The sequence below is a fragment of the Yersinia sp. 22-579 genome (assembly GCF_030433455.1).
GTDB classification, from domain to species: Bacteria; Pseudomonadota; Gammaproteobacteria; order Enterobacterales; family Enterobacteriaceae; genus Yersinia; species Yersinia enterocolitica.
The window spans coordinates 102,093-124,326 of record NZ_JAUJTZ010000001.1 but is presented as its reverse complement, the minus strand read 5'-3'; the positions used below and the strand labels follow the sequence as shown (position 1 = coordinate 124,326).

Here is a 22,234-nt window from a genome sequence, read left to right as displayed (position 1 = left end):
TGGTGCCCGTTAAGATAATCAGGCATCAGCCTGATTATCTGCCACAGCCGCATCAGCCTTAACCCCATCCACACTTGGTTGCGGTTGATGAGTCAATTTCGACAAAATGCTGGCTAGCGTCTGACGCATAACCGGACGACGAACTATCATGTCGATAGCGCCTTTTTCAATCAAAAATTCGCTGCGCTGGAAGCCCGGCGGCAGTTTTTCACGCACAGTTTGCTCGATAACCCGAGGGCCAGCAAAACCAATCAATGCTTTCGGTTCCGCGATATTGATATCACCCAACATTGCCAGACTGGCGGAAACACCGCCCATGGTCGGGTCAGTCAGCACTGATATATACGGCAAACCACGCTCTTGCATTTTAGCCAGAGCAGCACTGGTTTTTGCCATTTGCATCAGAGACATCAATGCTTCCTGCATACGGGCACCGCCACTAGAAGAGAAGCACACCAGTGGACAATTATCTTCCAGTGCCTGTTCTACCGCGCGAACAAAGCGAGCACCGACGACTGACGCCATTGAACCGCCCATAAAAGCAAATTCAAATGAAACCGCCACAATAGGCATACCTTGTAAGGTTCCTTTCATGGCAACTAAAGCATCTTTCTCGCCCGTCTCTTTTTGTGCAGCTGAAAGGCGGTCTTTATACTTTTTGGAATCCTTAAATTTCAGGATATCCTTTGGCTCCAGTTCGCTACCCAGTTCAACTTCACTACCTGCATCCAGCAGCATATGTAACCGCGCACGGGCTGACATACGCATATGGTGATCACACTTAGGACACACTTCCAGATTGCGCTCTAACTCGGCACGATAAAGTACCTGACCGCAGCTGTCGCACTTCGTCCACACCCCTTCAGGAATACTCGCTTTACGGGTTTGTGTGATATTGCTTTTGTTGAGAATTCGTTCAATCCAGCTCATCGATGACCTTTCTGTTTGAACCTGGCTGTTGCCAGTTCGCTGTTCATGCTTTAACCATCTCCCTGAAAACACCCCAATAAAAAATGCCTAAGATATACGCCAATGCGGCGTAACTAAGGCACTTAACTCGGATTGTCCGCAGGAACAGACCACAAATGTGACTCATTAAACCATATTGGTTCGACAGTGTAGATAAAAAACTGGTCGAACCCACGGCTTAGGTAACATTTTTACTGATTTTTCTGACGCGCTGCTGCCCGCCGATGCCGCCAAACCTCGAATACGCCCGGCAAAATTGACACCACGATAATGGCAACAATCAGCAATTTCAGATTATCCTGAACAAAAGGCATGTTACCAAACCAGTAGCCAGCATAGGTGAATAACAGCACCCATACCAACGCTCCAATCACGTTATAAGCGGCAAAATGGCGATAGGACATTTTGCCCATACCCGCAACAAACGGTGCAAAAGTACGAATAATCGGAACAAATCGCGCCAAAATAATCGCTTTACCACCATGTTTTTCGTAAAACTGATGGGTTTTATCCAGATAGCTACGACGGAAAATTTTGGAGTCCGGGTTACTGAATAACTTTTCACCGAATACCCGACCGATGGTGTAGTTAATCGCATCACCCAAAATCGCGGCCGTGACCATCAGAGCAACCATAATGTGAACATTGATGTCATTGGAGGGCAATGAGGCTAATGCACCTGCCACAAACAACAGAGAATCGCCCGGCAAGAATGGCGTGACAACCAAACCGGTTTCACAAAAGAGAATCAGGAATAAAATGCCATAAACCCAGACGCCATACTGCGCTACCAACTCCGCTAAATGCACATCAATATGCAAAATAAAATCAATAACGAAACGTATAAATTCCATAAATACTCTCGAGTAGTCAACGAGCTTAATCTTTGATTAAGCGAGCTTAGCTGAACTTCCTTAGGTAATCCTTAGCCCCAAGTGATCCACTCGCCTAACTCATGTTGTTGCATGAAAATAAGGCTATAAAATCAGTCGTCCGCTAAGAAAAGCGGCCCCAATGGCGTTTTGGGTAAAGCAAAGTGGTCAGGATAGTCAACCGAGACTAAATATAACCCTTCCGCTTTAGCGGTTGCCGCCGCACGTGCTCTATCTTTCAGCGCCAGTAACTCGGCCATCCAGGTGACACTCTGATTACCGCAACCAATTTCGATCAGGCTACCGACAATATTGCGTACCATATGATGAACAAATGCGTTGGCCTTGATATCTACCACGATATACGCGCCATGTCGGGTAACTTTGACATGTTTTACATTTCGCCAGGGTGTTCGGGACTGGCACTGTATCGCACGAAACGAAGTAAAATCATGCTCACCGAGCAAACATTGCGCTGCCTGTTCCATTTTTTCGGCGTCCAGCGGCATATAACAATGGGTGACCCCTTGCGCCAAAACCGCTGGCCGATAGCGATGGTTAAAAATAATATAACGATAGCGTCGAGCCGTGGCACTGAAACGGGCATGAAAACTATCATCAACTGTTTTGACCCAACGAACCGCAATATCAGGCGGTAAATGGCTGTTGACGCCCATCGTCCAGGCGGCATCTTTGCGCTCGGCTGTAGTGATAAAATGGACTACCTGCCCCGTCGCATGCACCCCGGCATCTGTCCGTCCGGCACATAATACGCCGATAGGCTCATTGGCGACTTTTGACAGTGCGGCCTCCAGACAAGCCTGTACGCTGGCAACCTCTTGCTGGCGCTGCCAACCGAAATAACGGCTGCCGTTGTATTCAATACCCAGCGCGATTTTAATCCCCGCAGCCTCAGCCACGGTATTTTCCGGCTGAGTCAACTCAAGTTCGGACATCAGTATAGTTGCTCCTGCAACAGGCGCTCCGCCGTTTCAATTGCCATCAACGCACCGCCGAAACGAATGTTGTCAGTCACCGACCAGAACTGCAACACTTCGGGGATACCATAGTCATTGCGGATACAACCAATACTCAAAACATCACTACCAGAGGCATCAGTGACTTGTGTTGGGTAATCATCTTCTTCCGATAACTGGATATCGTCGCAACTTTCCAGCTCACTGCGGGCTTCTTCCGCGGCGATTGGGCGTAGCGCTTCCAGATGAACCACTTGTGCCTGACCATAGAATACTGGCGACTGGATACAGCTCACGGAGATAGGTAACCCTTCGTCTTGTAAGACTTTACGTACCTGATCCACTAAACGGCGTTCTTCACGTACGCTACCTTCTTCATCAGCCAGCAACGGTAAAACGTTAAAGGCCAATTGCTTAGCGAAAACACCTGGCTCCGCAGGAATACCATTTAACAGCTTAGCGCTTTGCCCGGCGAGATCATCCACTGCGGCTTTACCGTGAGCGGAAGCAGAAATCAGCGCGGTAACATGCAAACGGGACAAACCGGCCTGCTCGGTCAGCGGCTTAATTGCTGTCAATAACTGGCTGGTCAGGCTATCGGCGACCGCAATAATATTGCGGTTGCGGTACTCCGCCAGCACTTGAGGATTCACACTTGGCACCACCAGCGGCACATCTTGATCCATGGCAAACAAGCCACTGCTGTCGATAACCAAACAACCGGCGTTGGCCGCTTCTTCCGCATATTGCTGTGAGGCTTCACGGCCAGCGACAAAGAAAGCCAGTTGCGCCTGCGACCAGTCAAATTCTGCGGCATTTTCAACCAGCACACTTTTACCGTTAAAGCGCACAGTTGCACCAGCACTGCGCTCGCTGGCCAGAGGATACAATTCACCAACCGGGAACTGGCGCTCATTTAACAGCTCCAGCAAAGCTTCACCTACTGCGCCCGTTGCTCCTAACAGAGCTATATTCCAGCCGTCAGACATGTTGGTTTTCTCCACTAACGTTCATTAAATTACAAAGATTTATGCAAATAACAGAATGGTCATTTACTAACGAATTAATGCGGTATACCCAAAGTCATTGGAGTTGCAGGTAGGCAGCAAGTGAACTCATCCCGATGAGCTTACTCAAGTAAGTGACTCGGGTGAGTGCACGCAGCTAACACCCCTGCAGCTTCAAGAACGAAGGATATGAGTGCTAAACCCTAACTTTTGCAACAACTCAGCGCTGGCAGCATCATCGCACTGCACACAAAGTGATGACCATTCGCGCCGCTCTTGATAGTGCTTACGCAGGCGGTCAAACTCGCCCGGCTGACCAGCAACACGCCGTAACGGCGCATCATCGCGGCGCACATCATACACCAAGTGCATCAATCGTTTTAATTTGCCTTCGTCTAACGCACCATTTAGTCGTAACTGGCTGAATTCGGGCGGTGGCAATAAGCTGGCAAGCTCGACGGATTGTGGCTGGCCCAAATATTGACTGAATGCTTCAAACACTTGAGTGGTACCGCGCGCTTTACCCTCCAATGTGTATCCGGCGATATGGGGTGTCCCGATATCGACACGGGCCAATAACGGCAGAGATAACTCTGGCTCTGGCTCCCACACATCCAGCACCACATTGAGCTTTTTGCCCTTTTCCAGCGCGCGGAGCAATGCAGCGTTATCAACCACCGCACCGCGGCAGGCATTAATCAGAATGCGGCCATCTGGTAATGCAGCCAGCAGCTCATCATCCGCCATGTGCAAACTTTGGTAAGGGCCGTTTTTATTCAGCGGTGTATGGAAGGTGAGAACATCAGCCTCACGTACCAGCTTTTCCAGCGGCCAGAATGTTTCGTTATCACCGCGATCCGCGCGTGGTGGGTCACACAGAAGAGTCTGCACCCCGAGAGCTTGCAGGCGAGCATTCAGCCGTGAACCCACATTACCCACACCAATGATACCAACCGTTTTATCACGCAGTTGGAAGCCATCGCGTTCGGCCATCATCATCAGCGCAGAAAAAACATATTCCACCACGGCAATCGCATTACAGCCAGGAGCGGCGGAGAAGCCGATGCCCTGCTGTTGCAGCCATTTATCATCGACATGATCAGTGCCTGCGGTCGCCGTGCCAACAAAACGAATTGACGTGTCTTGCAACAGCGCCTCATTCACTTTGGTAACCGAGCGCACCATCAACGCATCTGCACCAGCCAGCGCATCGAGGGGGATTGGCCGCCCCGGCACTGCCTGCACATCACCTAACCGCTGAAATAGCGCATCGGCGTATGGCATATTCTCATCAACCAGAATTTTCACTTTGTTCTCCGGCAGCTTGCTGCCCTACAGATGAAAAACAGGGCGCTTAGTATATCCCCAAAATCGTTGGAGTTGCAGGTAGGCGGCAAGCGAATAAACCCCGATGAGCTGACTCAAGTCAGTGATTCGGGTGCGTAAGCGTAGCCAACCCCCTGCGGCTTCAAGGAGGAAGGGAATTGGTGCGACGAAAACGCTCTGGTGTCGTCCCCGAAATTTGCTGGAACATGGTAATAAAAGCTGATGCTGAACTATAGCCCACATCAAGTGCCACACTTTGCACCGTTCTCCCCTGCTCGAGTAGCGAAATTGCATGTAAAAAACGCAAACGTTGCCGCCATTCACTAAACGCCATGCCTAACTCTTGCTGGCAACGGCGTGATAACGTTCGTTCAGTGGTATAGACCCGTTTGGCCCAAACTGCCAGCGAAGTATTATCTGATGGACAGCGTTCCAGCGCCGCCAAAATGGGCGACAACAACTTATCTTGTGAGGTCGGCAAATAGGTGCACTGCACCGGTGAGACTCTGAGCTGATCAATCAGCACCTGGCTTAAGCGCAAATCTTGTTCGCTTTGCGGCATTAATAAACCACGGGCGAAACAATCCTCCACGATGGTATTAAAAATCGGGCTGACATTAATCAGACAAGCTGAGGTGGGTAACTCTTTGCAATGTTCTACCGCGATATCGATAGCGCGAAAATGCATTGATTTACGGTTATAACTGGAATGCTCGACTCCGGCGGGGATCCAGACACTGAATTCAGGCGGAGCCAGAAAGCGCTGCCCACCAATGCTCATGGCCAGTACACCCGATTTAACACAGATCAATTGTCCATAGGAATGGGTATGGGGCAGAAATTCAGTATTGGCATTGTATATCTCACAGCGAAATGAGAGATTCTGCGGCGCGGTGTCGGCAACCATCGGAAGATTAGGTTTTATCATCGTCATTCATACCCTGCGGCCTACAGCTCTGCCCGTTTAAAGTTGTCTTAATCACAGCAACGATTGTCTGATTATCAGTATATAGAATAAATCAGACAGCGTTACACTGCACTGCATTAGTATCTCAATGAGAATTATGTTCATGAATGTGTTATTCCCCTTATTCGCGGTGATTATCTGGTCAATCAATGCCGTGGTCAGCAAGGTCTCCGCCACCGCTATTGATCCGGCTGCAATCTCCTTCTATCGCTGGGTACTGGCATTACTGACCCTAACGCCATTTTTGCTAATGGGCGTTATCCGCAACTGGCAGGCAATCCGCGTTTATTGGTGGAAACTGATGATTCTGGGGTTATTGGGGATGGTGTTGTACCAAAGCCTGGCTTATTACGCTGCCCACAGTGTCAGCGCCCTGTTTATGGGAATACTCAGTTCGTTAATTCCATTATTAACCGTGCTTATTAGCATTGTGGTGCTGCGTGTGGCACCTACCGTCGGGATTGCGCTGGGCAGTGTATTGTCATTAGGGGGATTGGTGTGGTTGGTCAGCGCGGGTAACCCGGCGCAGTTGCTGCAACATGGCATCGGCAAAGGTGAATTGATGATGTTCGGTGCCTCGGCATCCTATGCTCTCTACGGGGTATTAACCAAGCGCTGGGCAATTCAATTACCTAACTGGCAATCCCTATATATACAAATTGTCTTTGGTGTGGTGCTGTTATTACCGAACTTCCTGTTGGCCGCAGATGTTCAATTAACGGCACAGAATATCCCGCTGGTATTATTTGCCGGCATTCCCGCTTCTATTATTGCGCCTTATTTATGGATTCACGGCGTCATGCGACTGGGAGCAAACACCGCGTCGATATTTATGAACCTGACGCCAGTGTTTACCGCCATTATTGCCGTCACTTTCCTACATGAACAGTTGCACAGCTACCACCTGATTGGTGGCGGCATTACGCTCGCGGGGGTGATATTAGCTCAACGTCTGCGCACACCATTACGTCGAAAAACCGCGCAATAAACGCTCTCAGGGCGAGATAGCACTATTGCTCGGTGTTGCTATCTCCCCCTGAGTATTATCTTTTCTATGCAGCATTAATACACCCAATAAAACCAATGCACTGCCCAGTAATTGCGAAGCCGATAAGACTTCATCCAATAGAAAATAAGCAATTACAGCAGTGAACACCAATTCCAAGGTGAGTATTAAACTGGCGACGGCCAGCGGGAGAGTTTTCAAACTCAGATTAAACAACCCAAAGCCCAGTAATGTCGGGCCAGCGGCCAGAATCAGCAATAGCCACCAGCCAGACCATTGAACACCTTCTGTCCCGATGGATAAAAAGAACAGATTTCCCACCATCTGCTGTAATCCCTGTATCGGGAACCACAACAACAGTTGATTAAATATCAACTGATACACAGCAGAAAGTCCAAACACATATAAAATGGTATTCCACACAGGATAACGGCGATCCGTGGCAATTCGCCCGGCCAGAGTATAAAAGCTGTAACCAATTCCCGACGCCAGTCCAATGAATAAACCCACAAAATTAAAATCTGCCGCCGTGATATTCACCCCATCGCTGACCAGAAAACAGCCCACCATGCTAATAACGATAACGAAGAACTCACGCCAGCCCATATATTCGTTATAAAAAATCCATCCCAGAAAAACGGTAAAACCCACCGAGCAATACACCAAAATGGTGGATATCGATGCGCCGTTTAACGCCACAGATTCTGTCCATAAGCCATTAAATACCGCCAGCAGCAGACCATAAGCCAGATAGAATTTGACCTGATCGCGGCGTAATTTGGCCCACTCAGGCTTGATCACTAATAAAATAGGTAACAGAACGGCTGCGACCAACCCTGCCCGCCAGAAAGCTAAGACTGAAGTCGGCAAATGATAATGCGCAGTGAGAATGCGGATAATAATTCCGGTAAAACCTAATAACATGGCACTGATAAGAGCCAGCACATACCCTTGCCGTTTACCAGTCAAGAAGCCGCTTCCCACCAGCGGAGCACGAATTATAGATGGGGGTAATCCCGCTGGTATTGCCATAACAGCCTCATTAGATTGACGACATTGCTTAATGTAAGGCAATTTTACTCCGCCATTTTTTTGCCACCAGAGCCACTTCCCTCCTGATTGATGCAGGCCACTTTTTCTTGCTTGAAGCCTTGCTGGCATTGGGTATAGTAAAAGTATCATTTCTAACCTGAGCCACTTTCGGCGTTATCACATGCATATTCCTTTAGATCGCCAACAAGACATTCCGCTGTATTTGCAAATTGAAGAAGCACTGCGGCGAGCTATTCTTAGTGGCGTATTTGCTGATGGGGATAAATTGCCATCAACACGTACCTTGGCAGCAGAATTGTCTATCAGCCGCCTAACAGTGGATAACGCCTACGCCGAGTTGGCAGCTAAAGGTTTTTTGCAACAACGACGCGGCAGCGGTGCCTATGTTCGCCATCTCCCGCCACCGCCAAGTCAGCCACAGCCGCTATTACCAGGGGAATTTCCACTCGACCGTTTTACCACCGTGACTTCACGGCTGGACGGTTATGCGGATATTCCCCTCCCCCCAGACACCATCAATTTCGCCGCGGGCATTGGCAGCCCAAAGATTTTTCCACTGGATGAATTCCGCCAGATTTTGCAATCGATATTGCGACGTCATGCTGAGGAGGCATTCAGTTACGGCGATTACTGCGGTTATTACCCGTTGCGCGATACCCTGAGCCGCATTCTTTCTGCGCAGGGTATCGCAACACGCCCAGAGCAATTGCTAATAACCAATGGTTCGCAACACGCCATCAGTTTGGTGAGCCAATCATTATTGGCCCCAGGTGATACCGTGTTGGTAGAAGAACCTACTTATGCCGAAGCAATTGCCCTGTTTCGCCTACATAAAGTGAATGTTGTTGCGCTACCCAGTGATCAGCAGGGCATGCAATTAGATACGCTGCCTGCGCTATTGGTTAAGCATCAACCCAAACTTATTTATTGCATCCCTAATTTTAATAACCCAACGGGCCGCTGTCTGAGTGAGAGCCGTCGCCATCAGTTATTACACATCGCACGAGCCGCCGGAGTGCCGATTCTTGAAGATGATTACGTCGGGGATTTGCGCTACAGCGGCAAAAAACTGCCTTCATTGCGTTCACTGGCGGCACCTGGCGAGGTTATTTATGTCAGCACCTTTTCCAAAATGTTGTTGCCCAGCATGCGTATTGGTTATTTGGTTGCCGACCAACCCCACTACACGCAGTTGGCGCGTTTAAAACATGTTGATAGTTTTACCAGTTCGAACCTGATTCAGCGGGCGCTGGATGCCTTCGTTACCGTCGGGCGATATGACAAACAGCTACGACGGGCATGCCGTTTATATCGCCAGCATCGTGATGTGATGGTCGAGGCTCTCACCCAGACATTGCCGCCGGATTGTCAGTTTGAAATACCTGATGGTGGGTTATTTATCTGGCTGCAACTACCACAGAATGCACCGATTTCGCGTTTGATGCCGCTGGCGTGGCAAGCGGGCGTGACTTTCGCCAAAGGAGGTGGTTTTCACACCCAGGAAGCTTACGGGGAGTTTACCCTGCGCTTGAATTTTGCCGCCAACTCCCCAGAATTGATAACTCAAGGAATAAACCGACTCAGTGCCGCTATCAGGGAGTGCGGGGCAGAAAAAAGCCCAGACTAATGGCACTGGGCTATCTATAAGAAAATACTATGAGAAAATATTATAAGGAAAATATTACGTTAGAAGGACGCCAGCCACAGGCGCAGTTTCATCCCCCAATAGCTGGTCCAGCCGCTGGTATGTTGTACCATTTTGCCTTGATAGAGAATAACCACGGTCGGTGTGACATTAATTTGCCACTGGGCTGATAACTCGCCTTGCGGGTCATTTATCACCGGCAACGGGTAACCTTTTTTACGGAGCCAAGTCTCAACTTGTGCGGGGTCTCCTGACCTCAGTGCTACAGTCAGAACATTTTCACCCTCTTGCACCAACTGATTGACACTGGGAGTGGTGAATTTGCATACACCACACCATGTCGCCCAGAAATAGATAAGCAACGGTTTTTCCTGACTCATCTCTGATAACGAAACCACCTTTCCTGCCAGCGTTTGGCGTGATGTATCTGACCAATTTGTGGGCGCTTGCGGGCTACGCAACCAATCCATTGCCAGTGAAACCACCACCACTAGCAGCAATAGAACCATCAGTTCTTTGCCCCAGCGCTTTAAGCGATTCATTTAGCCGCCTGTGCCAGCTGTTGCTTCACTATCTCTTCCAATTCTTGATAAGAAATCGCGCCCGGCACCATCTGGTCACCAATTAAGGTGGCGGGGGTACCCTGAATACCCAGTTGGTCGGCCAACTTCAAATTGGAGCGCAGCACATTCAGACTTTGCTCACTTAGCGCAGCCGGTGTCACCCCGGTTTTTTTCTGTGCAGCGGCAATACTGCTCGCATCATGGAAGCCTTTTTTCGCCATCAAACGCTGATGAAAAGCCATCCATTGTTCTGGGTGCTGTTGCCATAGAGTCAATGCCAACCGTGCACTGGTCATCGAGCTTTCTCCTTTGAATGGCAATGGTTTTATCACCACCGCCACCTGCGGGTACTCTTTGACTAACTTTTCCAGCAATGGGTCAAATGTTTTACAGAATGGGCAATTGTAATCAGTGAAAGAAACCAAGGTCAGTTGCGGCGTCGCCGCGCCAAAACGCGGGCTGCCGGGGTCTTGATACAAGGCTTGTTTATTCGCCGCGATAAACTGACTCAGTTGTTGCCCTTGTGCTTCATTGGCCTGCTGCTGCCAGGCATTGACCGCTTGCTCCAGAATATCTGGATTAGATATGAGCGTTTCACGGATCAGTTCTTTAATGCGAACTTCCTGTTCAGGGGTGAAGGGAGCCGCCGCCCATAGAGGGTTCGAAAACATAACAAACAGTAATACAGTCAACATTCTCATTTTTCATTTCCTTTCGCATCGGCCAACACTTTCAGCAGTACATCACGATCCAGCAGCGGAGAAAGCACGACTCCCTGCGGTTGCTGCGGCCCATAAATTTGGTTGAACGGAATGGCAACACTGCCACGTTCACGTAAAAAAGCGGTGATATCCGCAGAAGGGCGCGTCCAGTCTCCGCGTAACGCCACCACATCCGGCGCTTGCAAAGCCTGTTGCACATCATCACGCATCAGCACGTGTATCTTGTTAACTTTGCAAGTCACACACCAATCGGCGGTGACATCGACAAACACGCGTTTATGTTCGGCCAATGCTTTTTTAATGGCTGTTTCGGTTAACGGCTGCCACGGGATATTGTCATGCAGCGGTTTGCGCCATAAATCTGCGGTTAATGACCCCACCAGCAGCAATCCTCCTACAATCAGGACGGCGATTAAACTGACTATCGCGGCAATGCGAGCGCCGTAACGTCTGCCAATAGCCAGTAGCAGTGCCAGCAAAGCTATTCCGGCGATGATAATGACAGTTTGCAGGCCGATATGACTGACCATCAAGCTGAGTAACCACAAGCTGGACGCCAGCATCAGTACGCCCATGGCAATCCGCAGGTGGTTCATCCAACGGCCGGGGCGCGGTAGGCACAACGCGAGTTTCGGCCACGCGGCGACGGCCAACCACGGCAAACTCATCCCCACACCGAGTGCGGTAAAAATCCCCCATAGCGCAGGTATTGGAGCCGCCAGTGCGAAAGCCACGGCTGTACCAAGGAAGGGAGCAGAACACGGGGTTGCCAGCAAAGTCGCCAAAGCGCCTTGCCCAAAGTGGCCCGCCATCCCCCGTGCGCCAGGTTTCTCAATGCGTGGGGCAGCAATGCGGGTATTCAACGATGAAGATAGCTGAATCTCGAACAGCCCGAACAGGTTGGCGGTAAAGAGTGCAGTAACCAAGACCATAAAACCGATAAACCACGGATTTTGGAACTGAATTCCCCAGCCAAGCGCATGATTGCCCAGTCGCAAGAGCGTCATCAGCAAGGCCAGCAGCCAGAAGGAGGTGATTATCCCAGCAGACGAGGCCAGAAACTGCCAGCGTACCTGACGGCGAGTTTGATGCTCAGTTTGTAGAATGGAGCCAAGCTTCATCGCCAATACCGGCAGCACACACGGCATCAGGTTAAGGATTAACCCACCGGTCAGTGCCATCAGAATCCACGACCAAAACGAGGAACTGGATTGCGGTAACGTCAGCGCTGGCCCGATAGTCACCGTCGCCTCTTGCGCCAGCCCACCATCCGCTATCACCAGAGTCAGCGACTTACCACTCAGATTGCCTGTTCCCTCCCCCCATCCATCGGTAGCCGGCACCTGCACGGAGAGTTGATTACCCTGCACCGTGACGACCGGTTTACCGAGATCGACATCTTCGAGGGTATCGAAGAACAGTTCTGGCTGCTGCCAACCTTCATCACGCAGAGCAAGAATTTGTACTTCTCCCTGACTAAAACCCGCTTGAATTTGCTGAGTCAATGCATTGGCAATCGGCACTTGCCCCATCGCTTGGGCAAAATCGTGTTCAAACTGTTGCTGGTTTTCAGCACTGATTGCCGCAGACATACCCAGGCTAAATGGGTAGTCAGTCAAAATGCAGACATTGCTGCATGTCGACAGGGTTAATGTTCCGCTGAGTGTTTTGGGGACTTTACCGGAAATCACGATTGGCAAGACGGCCTGCTCATGATAGCCCTGAGTAGAAATTCCAGACACATCAAAACGTTGCGGTACCGGCCAGTACCATTTTACGGTTTCAAGAGGTGGCGACCAGGTAATAGCGGGTGCAATGCCCCCTTCTCCCGGCGAGCGCCAATAGGTTTTCCAGCCTTTTTCCAACTGAACGTTCAGTAACATACGGGTTTCATTACCAGCAGAAGGCTCGGCACGGACGCGAACCTTGGCATGGTCATTTTGCGCACTGACCAGCCAGCCGCTATCTGCCGCCCAAAGGGTGGGCATCCATAGCAGCAACAGACAGAACAAAGCTGCCTTGCATAAATTGAACATTGTCTTTCTCCAGAAATAGATTAATTACAACAACATAGAGAGTTGTTGTGCTATTCCCGGAAAATGCATAATCGCAAATGCACCCTCAAACCGCTGGGTGATATGACTCTGGGTGGAGGGAACCGCATACTGGTTGGAATGATGGGCACCAACAACAGCAGCAATAAGCCCAGAGAGGAAATGGCTAATTCGAACAGAACGGGGGGCGATGCCAGCAGGGATTTGGCACTTAATTCACAAGGGGTTGGGGCGTCGTTTGCATCGGCAACAACCTGTGATGATGATGGCAAAAGCAGACTTTTTTCCAACGCGTGCAAGCTGGCAATGCGTTGCGTCATACAAACCAGTATGACCAGGCAAGCCAGACAGAGGAACCACTTTGCGGCGCGTTGTCGTTTAAACATTATCCCTATTTAACCCTATCCGTACTCAACGATATCCATGATCAACCTTGTATCGAATAAATTATCCTTGGAATTGTTAAATCAATTCCATTCAAGGTTAAGCGCCCATCTTAGCGGCATAATTAAGATTATCAATCGTTGAACCTAAACAATCAGTCAAAGTGACATTTCATTACAAAGCCATTTAGCCAAAAACACAATCTGACGGTATGGGTCACGCACATTTACAGGTATTATACCTGCAACCCGCGGGTCACCGTAGATCCTCCTCACTGTCGCCTCCACTGCGAAGGACTGGTTATATGCAACCGTTGAACGGCCCAGGTGTTCCTATTGCCAATGATCGCAATGTTGCGCCAACCAAATTGCCCTCTGCGGGTCAAGTGGAAGAGCGGGCTTTGACCCCGGCACAGCGCACCACGCTGGAAAAGCTAATAGTGCGGATCATGGCGCTCAGCCCGATAAAATCTGCCGAAATTTGGGCGGGGTTGCGCCATGACTTATCCCTTAGCAGCACCAGTGATTTACTGGCTCGCCACTTCCAACCAGCCGAGCAGTTACTGCAAACTCGCTTGTCTCAGGCTCAGGAAAACCATGCCAATCACCAACTACGCCAACAGCTTACCGAGTTGCTGCCCCAAGGCAATAACCGCCAGGCGGTGAGCGATTTTATCCGTCAGCAGTTTGGTCATACAGTGTTAAGTCAGTTAAGCCATGCTGAGTTGCAACAGGTGTTGGTATTACTGCAATCCGGTACGCTGAATATTCCACAGCCTCAGTTAACAACGATAACTGACAGACCATTGCTGCCTGCGGAACATCAACATATTCAATCATTAGTAGCAAAACTCAGTGCGGCGACCGGCGAGCAGCCAGCCAAAATTTGGCAGGCACTATTTGATATGGTGGGAGTGAAAAGTAATGACCCGCTGCCCGCGCGCCATTTCCAAATACTCAGCCAGTTTTTACAGGTCAAAGTGGCGCTCAGCCAGCAGACTGCACCAACACTGATTAATCTACAAACGGCTCTGAAACAGCCCGCCGATGCGCAGGAACAGCAGCTCTTAATTGATTATAGTCAGAATCGTTTCCAGGCTAGCCCAACCACACCGCTAACGCAGGCGCAGTTAAACGACATTATTAATGTCTTGTTTGCCGCCCGATTAGACCGGGCGAATGCCGCCCAGCGCTTAGCCGAAGATCAAAAAACCCTTCAACCTTTGATTAACCCACTGATTGCCGCCCTACCACAGTCATTACAACCTTTGTTGCAAAAACCATCACTGGCCTTTGTCGCGCTAATTATTGTCATGGCTTTTTTACTGGCTATTTTTCTCTAAGTGCATTGAACCACTTTATTGGCTCAGGTTATTTCGCTCTAAGCCAATAAAGTGACGCCCCTTATCTCAGAGCACTAATAATAGCCAGCCGACCAACCCACTCCATAATAAAAATGGCAGTGAATAAGCATGGAATTTTAGCCAAATGGCCGGTTCACCCGCCATTCTAAGTGCAATTAAATTGGCCATAGACCCCAAAGCGAAACCAAAGCCGCCAATATTAACGGCATAAGCCACCAGCGCACTGGAAGGCAGATAATTAAGTAATAAAATGGTCGCCGGAACATTACTGATAACCTGGGATAACCCGATGCCCAATATATAAGCCGCAGCCGCAGATAAGGTTTTGATTTCACCGAAGAGTGGCTGTAAGCCAGGTAATTCAGTCAGTAAGCGCACATCAATAAACATCGCCATAAAGACCACGATCAAGCTCCAGTCTATTGCCAGTAAAACGCGCCGCGCCAGTAATAATAACCCAGCAAAAACAACCAATAGCCCGTAACCCGCCCAGCCAAAATCTACACAAATAATAAAAATTACATACAGTGCCAAACAGCTGAGTAATAAGCGAGATTGATAAGGGTAAACCGGGCTGGAAGCTTGTTTGCTAATTTTACGTGCTGGGAAACGCCACCAGGTCACGGCCAGCAAGGTCAACAAGATTGTTGCCGCCAGCGGGGCCATTTGCCGTGTAAAACCAATAAATGACAGCTCGGAACGGCTCCATAAAAGAATATTTTGTGGATTGCCGATCGGCGTTAATAATGACCCTGCATTCACCGCCAGTGCTGAGAAAATAATCAGGCGTGAAACCGGTAAAGCAGATATCTTTTTTAGCGTTAAAATCAGTGGAACAATGATAAACAGTGCCACATCATTGGTCAAAAAAGAGGACAACACTGCCGCTGACAAGACTAAAAACAGCGCCAGATGCCGCTCCGTCTGTAATGTATTAATAATCTTCCGACCGATAAAATCGAAGTAACCACTCACCTCGACGCCTTTCGTCAGTAGCATTAATCCCAATAAAGTGACAATAGTGGTCCAGTCAATAAACTGAGGGAAGGCCGAAATCTTTGCGGGCATCAATGCGGTCAGGCCGATACCTAAAATCAACAGTATATGCAGCAAACGATCTTTCAAAAAAGGCCTGAAAACAGTTTTTGCTGCGTGATGGGTAGTCGTGAATAGTGTCATCAGAAGATCTACAAATAGCAGGGGCTGACAAAGAAGGCCACGTTAGCGCAGCCCGTCGTTTTATACCAGCCCCTATTCTCTACTTCAGGCCAAACTTATCCGCAGTGGCCTCAAGCTAGATTTGGGTATTTTGTTTTATCGCTTTTCTAAAATCATCCATTGAACAGAATCCTTTAGCATCAATCGGACACCCTTTAATTTCCAGTGTGATGCGTTTTGGCGGAGCTTGAAGTGACAGCGGTGTTTTATTACGGATTTGCTCGGTCGACAAATAGATATACTCAATCTTCATCAATTCTTTGTTTTGTTTAATATCTTTCCAACGCTCAAATACTACCTTACCGCTGATGGGTGTTTTCTCATACTGATCTGGCAACTGATATTCTTTCGTTTTGAGTGCGGCCAATAATGACGCAATATTGGAGTCATGCCCAACCAACACCGCCAATTTGGCTTTTTGTGCCGCTAATTCATTGGGCGTTTTCTCACCCATCGGATCAAGGGCTGAACTGATAAAACCAACCAACTTCTCGGCAGCATTATCTGCTATAGCGGGTGAGCCGAATAAAGTTTCATGGTAGAGATTTTTAATATCGATTAATTTACGCCACTCTTCAGAAGAGTGAATGCGCCCCCAGGCGACATCTTTGGCTGGAAAACCTTCATAATATTGCAACATGAAAGCATCCGAGGCACCGGTACCTAATCTTAGTGGGCCGGTAATGCCCGGTTCTTTATTTTGTACTAACACAATATCAGTCGGTTGTGCGCTCCAGTCACATTTTTTATCGATCAAACACGCAGGTGAGTTTTTATAATCCAAAATATTGGACAGCAAATCATAATTAGGTTGTAAGCGCTTATTCAGCCCCTCAACCCCACCTGGCCCGGCGTGTTGATTAATAGAGGCTAATGCCTTCTCTTTAAACTCGGGCGTTATATCCAAGGTAATGATTGGATTAAATACCGGGTCCATTTTGCCAATTTCTTTTTGGTGGACAACGGGCACATTACAACCGGGGAAAGCACCAAATAAGAAATGCTGCGCGGTATCAATGGTTCTGGGTAAACTGTTGGCGTAGGTAAATACCGTCGTAGTTACTGGGCATCCTTTTGATTTTAATAACTTAGTATCTGCCAGCCACTCGCGGAAATACCCGCCCATCATCGCCTCAAGCTCTGCTCCTTTTGGCGTCAGATAGCCTCCAGGTGTCGTCCATTGCGGCCATTTGTCCGGTGTTGCACTGGAAAGCATATCGCCATAATTCACCAGAGGTGCGCGTATACCATGACGACTCATGACCAAAACCTGTTCAAGCTTATAATTATCGCTTTTATCTTGAGCCATAATATGGGGTGAAGCAGGAAGGAGTATTGCCAATAAGGTCAAGGTATACGCCGTTTTTACTTTTATCATCTCAAGCTCCGTCATCCAGTTGATGGTATATCCCCTTCTCGCTTGACGTTGCGGGGTGGGCTGCAAAGCCAATCACTGCGGGTATAAGAATCGATAGATATCCAATTGCTACAGATTTGTTACAACAGACATGATAGACACAGAAAAGAGGTAAAAGCGGAGTCACATCACAGTTCCACTCATTTCTTATCCCCGTCATACTTCGAGCTGCAGGTGTGTTGGCTACGCTCAATAACCCGAATCACTTACTCATGTAAGCTCATCGGAATTATCTCCCTTGCCGCCTTCCTGCAACTCGAATTATTTAGGGTATTTGGGGAGCAATCTGAGTGTTGCCACAGCGATATTTTAAACAGAAATTATTTCCTGGCAGGTATATCCGGAATAATTAAATCCCCACGCAATGCGTATGAGCCCAGCACATTTTTGGTTTTCTCATTAAGCCATGCCACTATTTTTGCCGCCATCGCATCCATAGAATATTCAATCGCAGGAATGGTCGGCACCCCTGGATAATGTAATGACCCAGCCAGGCTAAATACCATAATGTCATCAGGAACAGATTTATTAAACGCCTGAAGCTGTGGAATAACGCTTTGAGCTTCCCGCTCATCCGCCACCAGTAAGGCATTAAAATTGAGTGTCGCACTGCTATTAAGTAGCACTTGTAACGCCACTGATGAAGAAGAGGAGTCCATGAAGATCAGATCACGGTTGAAGGGCAAAAAGTTATTTTCCAATGCTCGCTTATAACCCAACAGCACTTCGTCCACATACCCGCTGCTATCCGGATTTATTAAAGCAATCTTTCTTCTACCCTGTTTTATTAAATAATTACAGGCGGTTTCTGCGGCAAAAGCATGATCAAAATGGATACTATTAGTCGCATCGACGTCCATACAATCGACCAGAATAATACTTTCATCCGCGAGATTAAGCGGGAAACGGGCACCAATGATCAGCACGTCATCACACAAGCCACAGGTCAATTCATCCAGTGCCTGCATAACTTCAGCTTTGTTATTGGCAAAACGCAACAGCAGATGCTTTTGATGCTGACTCAGATGTTTTTCAAGTGCATACAGATAACCGGTGGTTTGGTTTATATTTTCCTGCGCACAGATAACACCAATGCACCCCGTAGACTGGCTCAATAATGATTGTGCGATAACATTTGGCCGATAATTAAGTTCATCGACCGCTCTCAGTACGGCCAGGCGGCTGGCTTCCTTAACGCCACGTGAACCACTCAACACCCGTGAGACTGTGGCTTTAGAAACCCCAGCTAAACGTGATACATCGTTGATTGTAGACATGATTCTCTCCTCGGCAGGCTTTAGTCCTTGCCTGTCATTCCTAAATACAGCTCGGCCCAACTATTGCAGCTTCCTGAGTATAGTCGTTTCCATTTGTCATGGAAACCGAATTTCCATCACGTTTCAAAATAGTTATCCAAACCTCAAAGCTGTGATAGCCATCAAATAAATAATCCCTTTATATACTGGACTTTGATGGCTATCACAGTTCTCTCCACTTTGGATGGAAAACGGTTTCCGTATGATATCCAATCATTCTCGAAACAGCCGCATTACCTAATTGGAAAACGGTTTCCGTGGAGTGTCAAAATCGTTTTTCATCTCGTTTTTATATTTTGAGGATGGTTGTAGATGTTCAAGATTATGTTGTGTTGCTCTGCCGGGATGTCCACCAGCATGTTAGTTAAGAAAATGCGGGTCGTTGCCGATGAAAGAGGGATTCCTGTTGAGATTGATGCTTTTGGCGTATCTGAATTTGATACTCAGTTTCCGCGCTATCAGGTCGTACTCCTCGGGCCGCAAGTGAAATACATGTTAGGTATGCTCTCAGAAAAGGCCGCTGCTCACGGTATTCCTGTTCAGCCCATCGATATGATGGATTACGGAATGCAGCGTGGCGATAAAGTCCTGGACTATGCACTGTCGCTCATTAACGCGACCCACTAAGAAGGTGTTCAAATGAGTTCTCTTTATCAATCGATGGTTGCTGTTATTGAACAATCTATTACTCCACTAGCCGGACGTCTCGGACAGCAAAAATATGTTATTGCTATCCGTGATGGCTTTACCGCAGCACTGCCTTTCATGATCATCGGCTCATTTATGCTGGTGTTTATTTTTCCCCCCTTCTCTGCCGATACCACAATAGGATTTGCCCGAGCATGGTTGGACTTTTCTCAGACCTACCGTGCACAGCTCATGCTGCCATTCAATCTGAGCATGGGGGTCATGACATTTTTCATTTCGGTTGGAGTAGGAGCAAGTCTCGGTCGACAGTTTAATCTTGATCCGGTCATGACAGGTTTACTGGCATTTATGGCCTTTTTGTTAGTCGCAGCACCTTTTGCCGACGGCAAAATCTCGACTCAGTACCTTTCTGGTCAAGGGATCTTCACTGCACTGATTACCGCTATTTATTCTACCCGCGTTTATGCCGCATTGAAGCAACACAATATTACTATTCGCTTGCCGAAAGAGGTGCCAACCGGTGTTGCGCGCTCTTTTGAAATTCTAATCCCGGTTCTGGTCATTATTGCCACCCTGCATCCACTCAATTTATTCATTGAATCGCAGACTGGCATGATCATTCCAGAAGCTATCATGCATTTACTGGCTCCATTAGTTTCTGCATCAGACTCATTGCCAGCAATGTTACTGTCAGTATTGTTGTGTCAGATTTTCTGGTTCTCCGGTATTCACGGCTCACTGATTGTTACCGGCATCATGAGCCCATTCTGGATGACCAATCTGGCAGCAAACCAGGCAGCCTTGGCCGTCGGCGCAACCTTACCGCATATCTATCTGCAAGGTTTTTGGGATCACTACTTACTGATTGGTGGTGTAGGTTCCACATTGCCACTGGCTTTCCTGCTGTTACGCAGCAAAGTCACTCATTTACGTACCATTGGCAAATTGGGCGTAGTACCAAGCTTCTTCAATATAAATGAGCCTATTTTGTTCGGTGCTCCCATCATTATGAACCCAATAATGTTCATACCTTTCATTTGTGTACCCATGATCAACGCCGTGCTGGCCTACACTGCAACCAAACTAGGATGGCTGGCTCAAGTGGTTTCTCTGACCCCGTGGACAACACCGGCTCCGATTGGTGCATCCTGGGCGGCAAACTGGGCCTTTAGTCCTGTAGTGATGTGCTTGATATGTATGATGGTTTCTGCCCTGATCTATCTGCCATTCCTACGTGCTTATGAGCGCTCGTTAGTCAAAACTGAAGGGGAAAAAGTCTCAGGCAACGCACCATCACTTTCAGATACCGTCCGTAGCAACTGATAAAGAGAGCAGATTAATGAAATACCAATTTCCAGATAACTTCTGGTGGGGCAGCGCCAGTTCTGCATTGCAAACTGAAGGAGAAAGCTTGCGCGGAGGCAAAAGCCCCACAACCTGGGATGCCTGGTACGCCAGCCAACCGTCGCGCTTTCACCAACAGATTGGCCCGAATGATACCTCTACGTTCTATCGCAATTGGAAACAGGATATTAATTTACTTAAACAACTGAATCACAACAGTTTTCGCACATCATTGAGTTGGGCGCGATTAATCCCAAATGGCGTTGGGGAAGTGAATCCTGAGGCAGTGACTTTTTATAACAATGTGATAGACGAACTTCTGGCCCAAGGTATTACGCCTTTTATTACCTTGTTTCACTTTGATATGCCGATGGCGATGCAAGAAATTGGCGGTTGGGAAAACCGTGAAGTGATTGATGCCTGGAAGCACTACGCCGAAGTATGCTTTGAACTGTTCGGCGACCGGGTTAAGCATTGGTTTACCTTCAATGAGCCAATTGTTCCGGTTGAAGGTGGCTATCTATATGACTTCCATTATCCCAATGTGGTGGATTTCAGACGTGCGGCGACAGTGGCATATCACACGGTGCTGGCACATGCGACAGCAGTTAAAGCTTATCGCGCTGGTTCGTATGAGGGGGAAATCGGTATCGTGCTGAACCTGACCCCGTCATACCCACGCTCGCAGAACCCTGCTGATTTGCAAGCGGCCGAATGTGCTGATCTCTTGTTTAACCGCAGCTTCCTTGATCCAGCATTGCGCGGTGAATATCCACAGGAGCTTATTGATTTACTGTGTGATTACGACCAAATGCCGCTACGCCTGCAAGGGGATAAAGCCTTAATTGCTGAGGGTAGAATCGATCTGCTGGGTATTAATTACTATCAACCACGGCGCGTAAAATGCCGTGACAGTGCGGTAAACCCACAAGCACCTTTTATGCCCGAATGGCTGTTTGATGCCTACGAAATGCCAGGCCGTAAAATGAATCCTTATCGCGGCTGGGAGATTTATGAACCTGGTATTTACGATATTTTGACCAATTTACGGCTTAATTATGGTAACCCTCGCTGCTTTATTTCTGAAAATGGTATGGGGGTCGAAAATGAAGAGCGATTTATCCAAGACGGAAAAATTAACGATCAATATCGCATAGACTTTATTTCCGACCATTTGAAATGGCTACATAAAGGAATCAGTGAAGGTTGTAATTGCCTTGGCTACCATATGTGGACATTTATCGATAACTGGTCCTGGTGCAATGGTTATAAAAACCGTTATGGCTTTATTCAATTAGATTTACCCAGCCAGAAACGAACAATTAAAAAAAGCGGGGAATGGTTTACGGCTACCGCGGCAAATAATGGTTTTGATTAATTTAG

General features: G+C 48.2%; 20 protein-coding genes. 6 read left to right on the top strand and 14 right to left on the bottom strand.

Translation table 11 applies throughout. The features are described from left to right. Positions 1-18 precede the first annotated feature (18 nt). The 6 genes from accD to QSV56_RS00695 all read right to left on the bottom strand — a co-directional run bounded on the left by accD (position 19) and on the right by QSV56_RS00695 (position 6,079). Complete coding sequence (gene accD, locus QSV56_RS00720) at positions 19-930, bottom strand: acetyl-CoA carboxylase, carboxyltransferase subunit beta (protein ID WP_019081994.1); 912 nt, start codon at positions 928-930, stop codon at positions 19-21. 230 nt (positions 931-1,160) lie between these two features. After that, on the bottom strand, positions 1,161-1,823 hold the full coding sequence (locus tag QSV56_RS00715) for a DedA family protein (RefSeq protein WP_005171830.1): 663 nt from the start codon (positions 1,821-1,823) through the stop codon (positions 1,161-1,163). 131 nt (positions 1,824-1,954) lie between these two features. Then, entirely contained in the window at positions 1,955-2,797 is an 843-nt protein-coding gene (gene truA, locus QSV56_RS00710) for a tRNA pseudouridine(38-40) synthase TruA (protein WP_019081993.1), read from the bottom strand. Further along, positions 2,797-3,807, bottom strand: coding sequence for an aspartate-semialdehyde dehydrogenase (locus tag QSV56_RS00705; RefSeq protein ID WP_019081992.1), 1,011 nt, complete (start codon positions 3,805-3,807; stop codon positions 2,797-2,799). The genes truA and QSV56_RS00705 overlap by 1 nt, the downstream gene beginning before the upstream one ends. A gap of 192 nt (positions 3,808-3,999) precedes the next feature. After that, positions 4,000-5,133 carry a 4-phosphoerythronate dehydrogenase PdxB gene (gene pdxB / locus QSV56_RS00700; RefSeq protein ID WP_301210227.1) on the bottom strand — a complete coding sequence of 378 codons (1,134 nt, stop codon included), beginning with the start codon at positions 5,131-5,133 and terminating at the stop codon, positions 4,000-4,002. A 160-nt stretch (positions 5,134-5,293) separates the two neighbouring features. Further along, complete coding sequence (locus QSV56_RS00695) at positions 5,294-6,079, bottom strand: helix-turn-helix transcriptional regulator (protein WP_046695674.1); 786 nt, start codon at positions 6,077-6,079, stop codon at positions 5,294-5,296. A gap of 142 nt (positions 6,080-6,221) precedes the next feature. Between QSV56_RS00695 and QSV56_RS00690 the strand changes: the two genes are divergently transcribed. Next, the gene (locus tag QSV56_RS00690) at positions 6,222-7,106 is read left to right on the top strand and encodes a DMT family transporter (protein WP_005171845.1); all 885 of its coding nucleotides are present in this window, start codon (positions 6,222-6,224) and stop codon (positions 7,104-7,106) included. 6 nt (positions 7,107-7,112) lie between these two features. Here QSV56_RS00690 and QSV56_RS00685 read toward each other — a convergent pair whose 3' ends face one another. Beyond that, positions 7,113-8,156, bottom strand: coding sequence for a DMT family transporter (locus QSV56_RS00685; protein WP_019081988.1), 1,044 nt, complete (start codon positions 8,154-8,156; stop codon positions 7,113-7,115). Positions 8,157-8,337: 181 nt separating this feature from the next. On the opposite strand from QSV56_RS00685, the gene QSV56_RS00680 reads away from it, so the two are divergent. Further along, entirely contained in the window at positions 8,338-9,804 is a 1,467-nt protein-coding gene (locus QSV56_RS00680) for a PLP-dependent aminotransferase family protein (RefSeq protein ID WP_050298365.1), read from the top strand. 59 nt (positions 9,805-9,863) lie between these two features. On the opposite strand, the gene QSV56_RS00675 is transcribed toward QSV56_RS00680, so the two are convergent. From QSV56_RS00675 to QSV56_RS00660, 4 genes are read right to left on the bottom strand one after another with little or no spacing between them, the layout of a single operon-like run. After that, positions 9,864-10,364 carry a protein disulfide oxidoreductase gene (locus QSV56_RS00675; protein ID WP_046694790.1) on the bottom strand — a complete coding sequence of 167 codons (501 nt, stop codon included), beginning with the start codon at positions 10,362-10,364 and terminating at the stop codon, positions 9,864-9,866. After that, entirely contained in the window at positions 10,361-11,086 is a 726-nt protein-coding gene (locus QSV56_RS00670) for a DsbA family protein (RefSeq protein ID WP_046050563.1), read from the bottom strand. Before QSV56_RS00670 ends, QSV56_RS00675 begins: the two co-directional genes overlap by 4 nt. After that, a complete protein-coding gene (locus QSV56_RS00665) occupies positions 11,083-13,143 on the bottom strand; it encodes a protein-disulfide reductase DsbD (protein ID WP_050328488.1) in 2,061 nt (686 codons plus the stop codon). The genes QSV56_RS00670 and QSV56_RS00665 overlap by 4 nt, the downstream gene beginning before the upstream one ends. Before the next feature lie 50 nt (positions 13,144-13,193). Next, on the bottom strand, positions 13,194-13,547 hold the full coding sequence (locus QSV56_RS00660) for a hypothetical protein (RefSeq protein WP_046694788.1): 354 nt from the start codon (positions 13,545-13,547) through the stop codon (positions 13,194-13,196). A 302-nt stretch (positions 13,548-13,849) separates the two neighbouring features. On the opposite strand from QSV56_RS00660, the gene flk reads away from it, so the two are divergent. Next, positions 13,850-14,887: a flagella biosynthesis regulator Flk gene (gene flk / locus QSV56_RS00655; protein WP_019083569.1), complete on the top strand. Its 1,038-nt coding sequence runs from the start codon at positions 13,850-13,852 to the stop codon at positions 14,885-14,887. Between the two features lie 66 nt (positions 14,888-14,953). On the opposite strand, the gene QSV56_RS00650 is transcribed toward flk, so the two are convergent. The 3 genes from QSV56_RS00650 to QSV56_RS00640 all read right to left on the bottom strand — a co-directional run bounded on the left by QSV56_RS00650 (position 14,954) and on the right by QSV56_RS00640 (position 18,820). Further along, on the bottom strand, positions 14,954-16,087 hold the full coding sequence (locus tag QSV56_RS00650) for an SLC13 family permease (RefSeq protein WP_019081980.1): 1,134 nt from the start codon (positions 16,085-16,087) through the stop codon (positions 14,954-14,956). A gap of 115 nt (positions 16,088-16,202) precedes the next feature. Beyond that, a complete protein-coding gene (gene agp, locus QSV56_RS00645; protein ID WP_046050561.1) occupies positions 16,203-17,504 on the bottom strand; it encodes a bifunctional glucose-1-phosphatase/inositol phosphatase in 1,302 nt (433 codons plus the stop codon). Positions 17,505-17,863: 359 nt separating this feature from the next. Beyond that, positions 17,864-18,820 carry a LacI family DNA-binding transcriptional regulator gene (locus QSV56_RS00640; RefSeq protein ID WP_301210213.1) on the bottom strand — a complete coding sequence of 319 codons (957 nt, stop codon included), beginning with the start codon at positions 18,818-18,820 and terminating at the stop codon, positions 17,864-17,866. Between the two features lie 351 nt (positions 18,821-19,171). On the opposite strand from QSV56_RS00640, the gene QSV56_RS00635 reads away from it, so the two are divergent. The 3 genes from QSV56_RS00635 to QSV56_RS00625 are packed head-to-tail and all read left to right on the top strand — an operon-like array spanning position 19,172 to position 22,229. Then, positions 19,172-19,486: a PTS sugar transporter subunit IIB gene (locus QSV56_RS00635; protein ID WP_005158553.1), complete on the top strand. Its 315-nt coding sequence runs from the start codon at positions 19,172-19,174 to the stop codon at positions 19,484-19,486. 12 nt (positions 19,487-19,498) lie between these two features. Beyond that, entirely contained in the window at positions 19,499-20,830 is a 1,332-nt protein-coding gene (locus QSV56_RS00630; protein ID WP_005171888.1) for a PTS cellobiose transporter subunit IIC, read from the top strand. Positions 20,831-20,846: 16 nt separating this feature from the next. Beyond that, positions 20,847-22,229 (top strand): glycoside hydrolase family 1 protein, encoded by a 1,383-nt coding sequence (locus QSV56_RS00625; RefSeq protein WP_076707313.1) that lies wholly within the window; start codon positions 20,847-20,849, stop codon positions 22,227-22,229. Positions 22,230-22,234 lie beyond the last annotated feature (5 nt).

Coding starts and splice junctions, on each gene's coding strand:
- agp (WP_046050561.1), bottom strand. CDS start 17,504: ATGATAAAAGTAAAAACGGCGTATACCTTGACCTTATTGGCAATACTC.
- flk (WP_019083569.1), top strand. CDS start 13,850: ATGCAACCGTTGAACGGCCCAGGTGTTCCTATTGCCAATGATCGCAAT.
- QSV56_RS00715 (WP_005171830.1), bottom strand. CDS start 1,823: ATGGAATTTATACGTTTCGTTATTGATTTTATTTTGCATATTGATGTG.
- QSV56_RS00670 (WP_046050563.1), bottom strand. CDS start 11,086: ATGAGAATGTTGACTGTATTACTGTTTGTTATGTTTTCGAACCCTCTA.
- QSV56_RS00675 (WP_046694790.1), bottom strand. CDS start 10,364: ATGAATCGCTTAAAGCGCTGGGGCAAAGAACTGATGGTTCTATTGCTG.
- QSV56_RS00650 (WP_019081980.1), bottom strand. CDS start 16,087: ATGACACTATTCACGACTACCCATCACGCAGCAAAAACTGTTTTCAGG.
- QSV56_RS00635 (WP_005158553.1), top strand. CDS start 19,172: ATGTTCAAGATTATGTTGTGTTGCTCTGCCGGGATGTCCACCAGCATG.
- QSV56_RS00665 (WP_050328488.1), bottom strand. CDS start 13,143: ATGTTCAATTTATGCAAGGCAGCTTTGTTCTGTCTGTTGCTGCTATGG.
- accD (WP_019081994.1), bottom strand. CDS start 930: ATGAGCTGGATTGAACGAATTCTCAACAAAAGCAATATCACACAAACC.
- QSV56_RS00630 (WP_005171888.1), top strand. CDS start 19,499: ATGAGTTCTCTTTATCAATCGATGGTTGCTGTTATTGAACAATCTATT.
- truA (WP_019081993.1), bottom strand. CDS start 2,797: ATGTCCGAACTTGAGTTGACTCAGCCGGAAAATACCGTGGCTGAGGCT.
- QSV56_RS00660 (WP_046694788.1), bottom strand. CDS start 13,547: ATGTTTAAACGACAACGCGCCGCAAAGTGGTTCCTCTGTCTGGCTTGC.
- QSV56_RS00640 (WP_301210213.1), bottom strand. CDS start 18,820: ATGTCTACAATCAACGATGTATCACGTTTAGCTGGGGTTTCTAAAGCC.
- QSV56_RS00625 (WP_076707313.1), top strand. CDS start 20,847: ATGAAATACCAATTTCCAGATAACTTCTGGTGGGGCAGCGCCAGTTCT.
- QSV56_RS00695 (WP_046695674.1), bottom strand. CDS start 6,079: ATGATAAAACCTAATCTTCCGATGGTTGCCGACACCGCGCCGCAGAAT.
- QSV56_RS00685 (WP_019081988.1), bottom strand. CDS start 8,156: ATGGCAATACCAGCGGGATTACCCCCATCTATAATTCGTGCTCCGCTG.
- QSV56_RS00680 (WP_050298365.1), top strand. CDS start 8,338: ATGCATATTCCTTTAGATCGCCAACAAGACATTCCGCTGTATTTGCAA.
- QSV56_RS00690 (WP_005171845.1), top strand. CDS start 6,222: ATGAATGTGTTATTCCCCTTATTCGCGGTGATTATCTGGTCAATCAAT.
- QSV56_RS00705 (WP_019081992.1), bottom strand. CDS start 3,807: ATGTCTGACGGCTGGAATATAGCTCTGTTAGGAGCAACGGGCGCAGTA.